8 protein-coding genes are annotated in these 8,057 nt (G+C 63.6%); 6 read left to right on the top strand and 2 right to left on the bottom strand.

Annotated elements, in window-relative coordinates; all coding sequences use genetic code 11:
• Window positions 1–70: 70 nt before the first annotated feature.
• Both QM712_RS20575 and QM712_RS20570 read right to left on the bottom strand, forming a co-directional pair.
• Entirely contained in the window at window positions 71–598 is a 528-nt protein-coding gene (locus tag QM712_RS20575) for a DUF3617 domain-containing protein (RefSeq protein WP_415024968.1), read from the bottom strand.
• Between the two features lie 289 nt (window positions 599–887).
• On the bottom strand, window positions 888–1,145 hold the full coding sequence (locus QM712_RS20570) for a hypothetical protein (RefSeq protein ID WP_415024967.1): 258 nt from the start codon (window positions 1,143–1,145) through the stop codon (window positions 888–890).
• Between the two features lie 324 nt (window positions 1,146–1,469).
• Here QM712_RS20570 and QM712_RS20565 point away from each other — a divergent pair, with 324 nt between their 5' ends.
• The 6 genes from QM712_RS20565 to QM712_RS20540 all read left to right on the top strand — a co-directional run bounded on the left by QM712_RS20565 (window position 1,470) and on the right by QM712_RS20540 (window position 8,053).
• Window positions 1,470–2,291 (top strand): outer membrane protein, encoded by an 822-nt coding sequence (locus QM712_RS20565; RefSeq protein WP_415024966.1) that lies wholly within the window; start codon window positions 1,470–1,472, stop codon window positions 2,289–2,291.
• A 202-nt stretch (window positions 2,292–2,493) separates the two neighbouring features.
• Window positions 2,494–2,967 (top strand): GNAT family N-acetyltransferase, encoded by a 474-nt coding sequence (locus QM712_RS20560; RefSeq protein ID WP_415024965.1) that lies wholly within the window; start codon window positions 2,494–2,496, stop codon window positions 2,965–2,967.
• Window positions 2,968–3,313: 346 nt separating this feature from the next.
• Window positions 3,314–4,186: a L,D-transpeptidase gene (locus QM712_RS20555; protein WP_415024964.1), complete on the top strand. Its 873-nt coding sequence runs from the start codon at window positions 3,314–3,316 to the stop codon at window positions 4,184–4,186.
• 105 nt (window positions 4,187–4,291) lie between these two features.
• Window positions 4,292–5,461, top strand: a complete 1,170-nt coding sequence (locus tag QM712_RS20550; RefSeq protein WP_415024963.1) for a cytochrome P450 — start codon at window positions 4,292–4,294, stop codon at window positions 5,459–5,461.
• Between the two features lie 649 nt (window positions 5,462–6,110).
• Window positions 6,111–7,061, top strand: coding sequence for a sulfonate ABC transporter substrate-binding protein (locus QM712_RS20545; protein ID WP_415024962.1), 951 nt, complete (start codon window positions 6,111–6,113; stop codon window positions 7,059–7,061).
• Between the two features lie 38 nt (window positions 7,062–7,099).
• Complete coding sequence (locus QM712_RS20540) at window positions 7,100–8,053, top strand: sulfonate ABC transporter substrate-binding protein (RefSeq protein WP_415024961.1); 954 nt, start codon at window positions 7,100–7,102, stop codon at window positions 8,051–8,053.
• Window positions 8,054–8,057 lie beyond the last annotated feature (4 nt).

Here is an 8,057-nt window from a genome sequence, read left to right as displayed (position 1 = left end):
GTTTTCTCGAGGGGGGGTGGTGGGGCCGGGCACCGGCCCGCCCACGACGAGAGCGCAGACGTTCAGCCGGTCATTTCGGCAGCAGCGCCTTCATCTTTTCGAGATCCTTCACATTCCTCTTCATGCCGCCGGGCATCATCATGTCGCCGGGCTTCTGGTCGGCCTTGCAGGCGCCGAGCCACTTTGCCTCGATCGTCGTCACCATCTCCGGCGGCAGCGTGCTCCCGCCGCTGGTCTTGGCGACGGTCTTGACGCTGTAGGCCGAGTTGAAGTCGCCCGTGGCTTCAGCATGGGTGGTCACGGTGGAACCGGCGACGGTGCAGATGGAATCGGCGACGTAGCTGGCGCCGGACTTCGACATGTCCTGCTTGGAGCAGGTCATGCTGTCGCTCGACATCCTGTTCATCATGCGATCGACGCTGTCGTCGGTGCACTGCTGCGTCACCATCGGCGGCGTCACCGTCTTGGAGACGCCGGTGACCTGCATCGTGACCTCCCACAGCCCCGCTTTGCGGATCGGCAATTGTACATTGTCAGCAAGGGCCGGCGTCGCACCAAGCGCAAAGGTAAGGGCAATCAGGCTCGCGCGCTGAATCATTCTTCTCTCCAGTTTCTTGTCGATCAATTGGTGGGGAGTGACCGCGACCGGTCGGTGGGGGCGTTTGAGTTGGCAAAGCTCGCCGGTGCGACATGGGCCAAAGACCGCACACACGCGCAGCGATGAGTTCTGCTGTGCTCAATGCACAGCAGGATTGTGGCAAATGCCGGACGGCGACAGCGGACGAGTCGTCAGCGCCACGCGGGCGATGTCAGTGAAGACGGTTCCAGCTGCAGCAGGGAACCTAAGGTCTGCGACGTGACACGGGATGAAGGACGTTCGCGCGGGATCAGTGCGTCGTTCCAATTGATCTCATTCGTGCACCTCCGCGATCCGTCGCGACTCCAAGAGTTGTTGGTGTCGTACACGAAGACTGCTTCATCGCGCCCGACAACAAACCGCGGGCGATGCACACCGGGAGCTGACCGGTGAATTCCTTGGCGACGATCCCGTCGGCGTCGAACGATTGACGCCTGCTGACTTGATCGCCGCTGCCGTCGAACATGATGGCGGCCCAATGGTTCTGAAACGCGACAAAGCCGATCATCGCTCTCGTCGGACCTTCCCGCGCTGTGCCGACCTCAGCTGACCCGAAGCGACATTCCGTCAACTTGCTTTGCGATGCGGCTCATGACGCAATGATGACTCCAGCATGACGCCTTGTTCGAATGCGCGCTGTGGTTGATTTCAATTTTGCTCGCGACTGTGACCGAAACGGCACAGCCAAGTCCGGAAATCAATCCTATTGTTTCGGTTTGTTGCAGAACATTTCTTCAGTTTATTTTGGGGTGGGGCTTCGATGAAAAGATTACTGCTTGCCTTGACTGCCGTTGCCGGGTTGACCGGCCAAGCGTCCGCTGCGGACATGGCTGTGAAGGCTCCGCCCATGGCTGCGGCCGTGATGGGCTGGACCGGGTTTTACGTGGGTATCAACGGCGGCGGAGCCTGGTCGGACGGACCGTCCATGAGCTACGTGGACCTTGCCAACATTGGCAACACGACCAACGCCTACGCGCCATCCACCGTCAACCCGTCGTCGTCGACCAGCGGGCTCGTCGGTCTTCACGCCGGCTATAATTGGCAGGTTGCCCCCACCTGGGTCCTGGGCATCGAAGGCGACTGGGATTGGACGAACATAAACGCCAGCGGCACCAACAGCTTGTTCGGCGCCACCAACAATGCCGGCGGCACGTTCGGCCTTCTCCGGGACAACGTCACCTTGCAGACCAAGGTCAATTGGCTTGCCAGCGTTCGCGGTCGTGCCGGCTACACCTCGTCGAGCTGGATGTTGTACGGCACCGGCGGCGTCGCTTTCGCGGATATGGACTTCAACGCGCAGGTTCATTGCGTCGGCCCGGTCAATGGAGCGGGGACCCTCTGCGGCGCCCCGGGACAAGACATCAGGCCCACCGGGTTCAACAACACCCGGGTCGGCTGGGTCGCCGGCGCTGGTATCGAATACAAGCCCGCGTCCAATTGGATCTTCGGTCTCGAATATCTGTACTATCGCTTCGGCGATACCAACACGGGGGGCGGCAGCTGGACCTTCCCGAGCGGACAGCCGGCTCCGTTCTACGCCTGCACCACGGCGGGACAGAACTGCGCCAAGTTCTCCTACGGCGATATGAACGTGCAGACCGTCCGCGCGCGCGTGTCTTTCCAGCTCAACAGCCCGACCGCGACGAAGTACTGATCACACCCGAAACGTGAGATGTGAAAGCCCTGGCTTCGGCCGGGGCTTTTTCTTTGTCGCGACGCCTGGTCGCTCGCCAATCGCATTCCGTAGTACGCATCGCGATAGGGACGGCCTCGTCTTGCGATGCGCAACTGATGCCCCTGGCTGAGACCGGATATCCGCTCATGGCCCGAAGCGGACATCGGCGGTTCGGACTGCTATGATCCAGCAGAGCCCGACCGGAGCCAACGACTTGCCCTATCTCTTGAGGCCTCCCGCGGTCGAAGAGCTGCCTGCGCTTTCGGCGTTATGCTTCCGATCGAAGGCTGTATGGGGTTACGACAAGGACTTCATGGAGGCGTGCCGTGATGAACTCTCGATCGAACCGCACGAATTGACGTCGACCTCGATTGCGGTTGCCGAAGATCACGGGAACATTGTCGGCGTCGCGCAGATCAAGGTGGTCGGAAACGCAGCCGACTTGCTCAAACTGTTCGTCGAACCGACCGCCCTGCGCGGAGGTATCGGCAAGGCTCTCTTCGTTTGGGCGACCGGCATGGCGGCGAGTCTGGGAGCCGACCACTTATCGAGGCAGATCCGGACGCCGCGTCGTTCTACAGACGGATGGGCGCAAGAGATGACGGGTCAGCGCCGTCCGGCTCGATCGCCGGGAGATTGCTTCCGAAACTTGTGAAAGACCTGCAAGGGGCTTGAGCTCAGCAGTCCGCTTGCAGGCGCCATCCCGCGTCGGCGGATAACGACGACGCAGATTGGACGCGGCGGACCCAACGAACGGCGCGCAAAGCTGCCGTTAACCAAAGCGCGGGAGCGCGCTTCCTTCAGGGCTCGAGGTGGACCGCGACGCCAAGCGTGTCGCCGGCGTCGCTGCCTGAATATCGGACGTTTCTCCCGGGATTTGACCTTGCGGACAAGAGATCGTCGTTAACCACGGCTCCCGGTTCCCGTTCGCGCGAAATCGCTTCGAAGTTTCTTAAATTTTGCTGCGTACCTCTTCAGGGCATCGTGAGCTGGAGAACGACATGGGTAAGCGGGCCAAACGTGGGAAGGCAAAGACGCTCGCAATCCCGATGGCCGGCAGAGTTGCGATCGGCGCCGTAGCCGTCGCCGCCCTGGGGTACGGCGTGCTGTATCACCCGGCGAGCATGCAGACGGCACGAAAGCCTGCCGCGCATGACGCCATGGCGTCGTCGACGCCGGTTTACGTGTCGCCCCCGGTCCACGCATCAGCGCCGACTCCGATTCCGGCTCCGGCCCCGATTCCACCTCCGGCGCCTCCGTTCGAAGCACCAAAAGCCGCTGACGCTCCCGGAGCGTTCGTTCGGCAGGTGGTCGATTACGCCAGCCGCCAGGCGCCGGGCACCGTGATCATCGATACCAGGAACACGTTCCTCTATTTCGTCCTGAACGACACGCAGGCGCTGCGCTACGGCATCGGTGTCGGCCGCGAAGGTTTCACATGGTCCGGCGAGCAGACCGTGGCTCGCAAAACGGAATGGCCCGATTGGCGTCCGCCCGCGGAGATGGTCGTGCGTCAGCCCTATCTGCCGCGATTCATGGCGGGTGGCCCCGGCAATCCGCTCGGCGCGCGCGCGATGTATCTGGGCGAGACCGAATATCGCATTCACGGCACCAACAAGCCCGATACGATCGGCAAGCGGGTGTCGTCCGGCTGCATCCGCCTCACCAACGAGGACGTCGTCGACCTCTACGACCGGGTGAAAGTCGGAGCGAAGGTGATCGTGCTTCCGGCAACCGCCGCCCGGCGGCCGTCGCAGGGCACGTCGCCCGACGCCGCTTCCCGCGCGCCGGATCCGGCGCCACCGAACCGGCCTCCGGCGGCGGTCAACGCGCAGATGCCGTCATCCGGACCGAGGGTCGCCGAGGCCCAGTAAATCGGACTGTCCCTATCGCTAGGGACAGACGCCGACCGCTGAATTCGCTAGTCTGCCCCCAAGAACACGTGAATCAAGAACACGTGAATCCAAGGGGAGACCGCCTTGAGCACCGCGCCGCGTGTCGACATCGATCCTGCCGCGTTCTGGGCCGACCCCTATCCGATGCTCGCGAAGATGCGCAAGGACGCGCCGATCGCCTTCGTGCCGCAGCTCGGTTCGACCCTGCTCGCCAGCCGTGACGACATCTCGATCTCCGAGAAGCAGATCGACGTGTTCTCCTCGCATCAGCCCGCCGGACTGATGAACCGGCTGATGGGCCACAACATGATGCGCAAGGACGGCGAGGCGCATCAGGTCGAGCGGCGCGCGATGTTTCCGACGGTGTCGCCGAAGACGGTCAAGGCGCACTGGACCGCGCAATTCCAGGCCCACGCCGATCGCATCATCGAGGGCATCGAACCCGGGAGCCGGATCGATTTCATGCGCGATTTCGCGCTGCCGTTTTCCGGGGAGTGCCTGAAGTCGATCACGGGCCTCACCAACATCTGCTTCCAGGACATGGATGCGTGGTCGCAGGGCATGATCGAAGGCATCGCCAACTATTCCGGCGATCCCGCCGTCGAGGCGCGCTGCCATGAAGCGACGTCCGGCATCGATGCGGCGATCGACGACATGCTGCCGGTGATCACGAAGAACCCGGACCAGAGCGTGCTCGGCGTCCTCGTCGCCTCGGGCATGCCGATGGAGAGCGTGCGCGCCAACGTGAAGCTCGCGATCTCCGGCGGCCAGAACGAGCCGCGCAAGGCGATCGCGGGCACGGTGTGGGCGCTGCTGACGCATCCGGACCAGCTCGATCTCGTGCGCCGGGGCGAGGTGTCGTGGCTCCAGGCGTTCGAGGAATACGCCCGCTGGATCTCGCCGATCGGCATGTCGCCGCGGCGCATCGCCAGGCCGTGGAGCATCCGCGACGTCTCGTTCGAGCTGGATGAGCGCGTGTTCCTGATGTTCGGCTCCGCCAACCGCGACGAGAAGCATTTCGAGCGCGCCGACCAGTTCGACGTGCGGCGCGACGTGAGCAAGAGCGTCGCCTTCGGCGCCGGGCCGCATTTCTGTGCCGGTGCCTGGGCCTCCCGCGCGATGATCGCCGATGTCGCGCTGCCGGCCGTGTTCGCGCGCGCCGGAGGGATCGAGATCACCGATGACGAGCCGGTGCGGATCGGCGGCTGGGCATTTCGCGGGCTGCTGAACCTGCCGGTGAAATGGCAGAGCTAGCTCGTATCGGCCGCGCGCCTCGCAAGAGCGGGATTGACGCGCGGGTTCGAAGTGCCGGGTCGACACAATCGCGGTGTCATCGGCCGCGGAGGCGGGCGACCCAGCTCGCCGCGGCAGTCGTATGAAACGACAGTCGTATGAAACGGCAGACGTGTGAAGCCTTGACGTTCAAGCTTTGACGTCTCTGGCGTGCTGATCCACCGCCGTCGCGGGAATGACAGCAGCGCTCGCAAAAGGCGCTTCGTGCCCCGGCAACTCCCAGGCCGTCACGATGACATCATGCCGGTGTTTTGCCCGACGTGTCAAAATCTTCGGAAAAGACGCATCCGGCAATTCCGTGCTTGACGGCTACTGTGCATGGGGTTGTTTTCGACATTTTTGTCGCAGGGGCAGTCGGAACCTCGGTCGCGACGGTTTCGCCTGCGCGCGGGCTCCCATCACGGACTCGTGCGGTGGTCCAGGCCCTCACATTCCCGTGCGGAAAAATTCCGCCTGCATTCGCTCCGTCGCTTGAAAGATTAATCATGCGCATCGCCGGGAGCGCAGTGCGCATATCGCTATTTTTCCCGCCTTCTCGACAGGTTTCGTCGACCGCCCCATCATTCCGCTATCGCGAATGAATGACGGCCGTATCGGCCGGGAGACGGGAATGCGGCGTCGGGACTTTCTCAAGCTTTCAGTCGGAACGGCGGCACTCGGTGCCTTCGCCGGGCGTGCAAGCGCGCAGGGCGCGGTGAAGGAAATTCGTATCGGCTACCAGAAGAACGGCGTGCTGGTCATCACGCGGCAGCAGGCCGCCTTGGAAAAACATTTCACGCCGCAGGGCATCGAGGTGAAATGGGTCGAATTCTCCTCGGGGCCGCCGATGATGGAGGCGATGAATGTCGGCAGCGTCGATTACGGCGCGGTCGGCGATTCCCCGCCGGTGTTCGCTCAGGCCGCGGGCGCGGCGATCGTCTACGCCGCCGGCCAGCCCATCACCAACGGCCAGGGCATCCTGGTGCCGAAGGATTCGCCGATCCGCTCGATCGCGGAGTTGAAGGGCAAGCGCGTCGGCTTCACCAAGGGCTCCAGCGCCCACAACATCGTCGTGCAGACGCTGGAGAAGGCCGGGCTGACCTACGCCGACATCACGCCGGTCTATCTGGCGCCGCCGGATGCAGGCCCCGCCTTCGGCAACGGCAGCATCGATGCCTGGGCGATCTGGGATCCGTATTTCGCGATCGGCGAGGTCAAGCAGAACGGCCGCATTCTCGTCAACGCGCACGAGATCACCAAGACCAATTCCTTCTACATCGCCAACCGTGATTTCGCGAAGAACCACGGCGCTGTGCTTCAGCAGATCATCGACGTCACCTCGGCGACCGCCGCCTGGGGCGAACAGCATCGCGACGAGGTCGCAAAGTCGCTCGCCGCTGTCACCGGCGTTCCCCTCGACATCCAGACCATCGCGGCGAAGCGCCAGAGCTTCGCGGTCGGTCCCGTCACCGACGACATCGTCACGACGCAGCAGGGCGTCGCCGATCGCTTCCACAAGCTCGGCCTGATCCCGAAGCCGATCGTCATCCGCGACATCGTCTGGCGCAACCCGGCGGCCTGATCATGCCGACCAGCCTTCCCGTTCACAGAGGTCCGAACATGAGACGCATCATCCAGCGCCTGATCGCAGCCATCGTGCTCTCGATCGGCATCGTCGCGGCCGCGGTCGGCACCTCCTATGGCCAGGACAAGGTGGTCCGCATCGGCTTCCAGAAATACGGCAAGCTGGTGCTGCTCAAGAGCAAGGGCACGCTGGAGCCGAGGCTCGCCGCCGAGGGATACAAGGTGGTGTGGACCGAATTCCCCTCCGGCCCGCCGCTGCTCGAGGCGCTCAATGTCGGTGCGATCGATTTCGGCAACACCGGTGAAGCCCCGCCGATCTTCGCGCAGGCCGCCGGCGCGCCGATCCAGTACGTCGCCTACGAGCCGCCGGCGCCGAGGGGCGAGGCGATCCTGGTGCCGAAGGACAGCCCCCTGAAATCGGTCGCCGACCTCAAGGGCAAGAAGGTCGCGCTGAACAAGGGTTCGAACGTTCACTATCTCCTGGTCAAGGCGCTGGAGAAGGCGGGCGTCAAATATTCCGAGATCGAGCCCGTGTTCCTGGCGCCGGCCGATGCGCGGGCGGCCTTCGAGCGTGGCGCGGTCGATGCCTGGGTGATCTGGGATCCGTTCCAGGCGGCAGCGGAAGCCGCGACCGGCGCGCGTACGCTCGCCGACGGGACCGATATCGTCGCGAACTACCAGTTCTATTTCTCGTCGAAGAAATTCCTCGAAGCCAATCCGAAGATCGTCGATGCCGTGCTCGCCGAGCTGAGTTCGGTCGACGATTGGGCCAAGGGCGACATCCACGCGGTGGCGGAGCAGCTGGCACCGTCGATCGGACTGTCCGTCCCCGTGGTCGAAGTGGCGCTGAAGCGGCAGTCCTACGGCATCAAGCCGCTCACCGACGCCGTCATCGCCGACCAGCAGCAGGTTGCGGATGCGTTCTTCGCGCTCAACCTGATCCCCAAGGCAATCAAGATCTCCGACGTGGCGCGGAGACCAGGAACGTGAGCAA

This window comes from Bradyrhizobium sp., from assembly GCF_047605465.1.
GTDB lineage: Bacteria > Pseudomonadota > Alphaproteobacteria > Rhizobiales > Xanthobacteraceae > Bradyrhizobium.
Note: the sequence above shows the minus strand (reverse complement) of the source record. Positions and strands in the feature narration are given on the sequence as shown.

Coding starts and splice junctions, on each gene's coding strand:
- QM712_RS20555 (WP_415024964.1), top strand. CDS start 3,314: ATGGGTAAGCGGGCCAAACGTGGGAAGGCAAAGACGCTCGCAATCCCG.
- QM712_RS20560 (WP_415024965.1), top strand. CDS start 2,494: ATGATCCAGCAGAGCCCGACCGGAGCCAACGACTTGCCCTATCTCTTG.
- QM712_RS20540 (WP_415024961.1), top strand. CDS start 7,100: ATGAGACGCATCATCCAGCGCCTGATCGCAGCCATCGTGCTCTCGATC.
- QM712_RS20570 (WP_415024967.1), bottom strand. CDS start 1,145: ATGATCGGCTTTGTCGCGTTTCAGAACCATTGGGCCGCCATCATGTTC.
- QM712_RS20575 (WP_415024968.1), bottom strand. CDS start 598: ATGATTCAGCGCGCGAGCCTGATTGCCCTTACCTTTGCGCTTGGTGCG.
- QM712_RS20545 (WP_415024962.1), top strand. CDS start 6,111: ATGCGGCGTCGGGACTTTCTCAAGCTTTCAGTCGGAACGGCGGCACTC.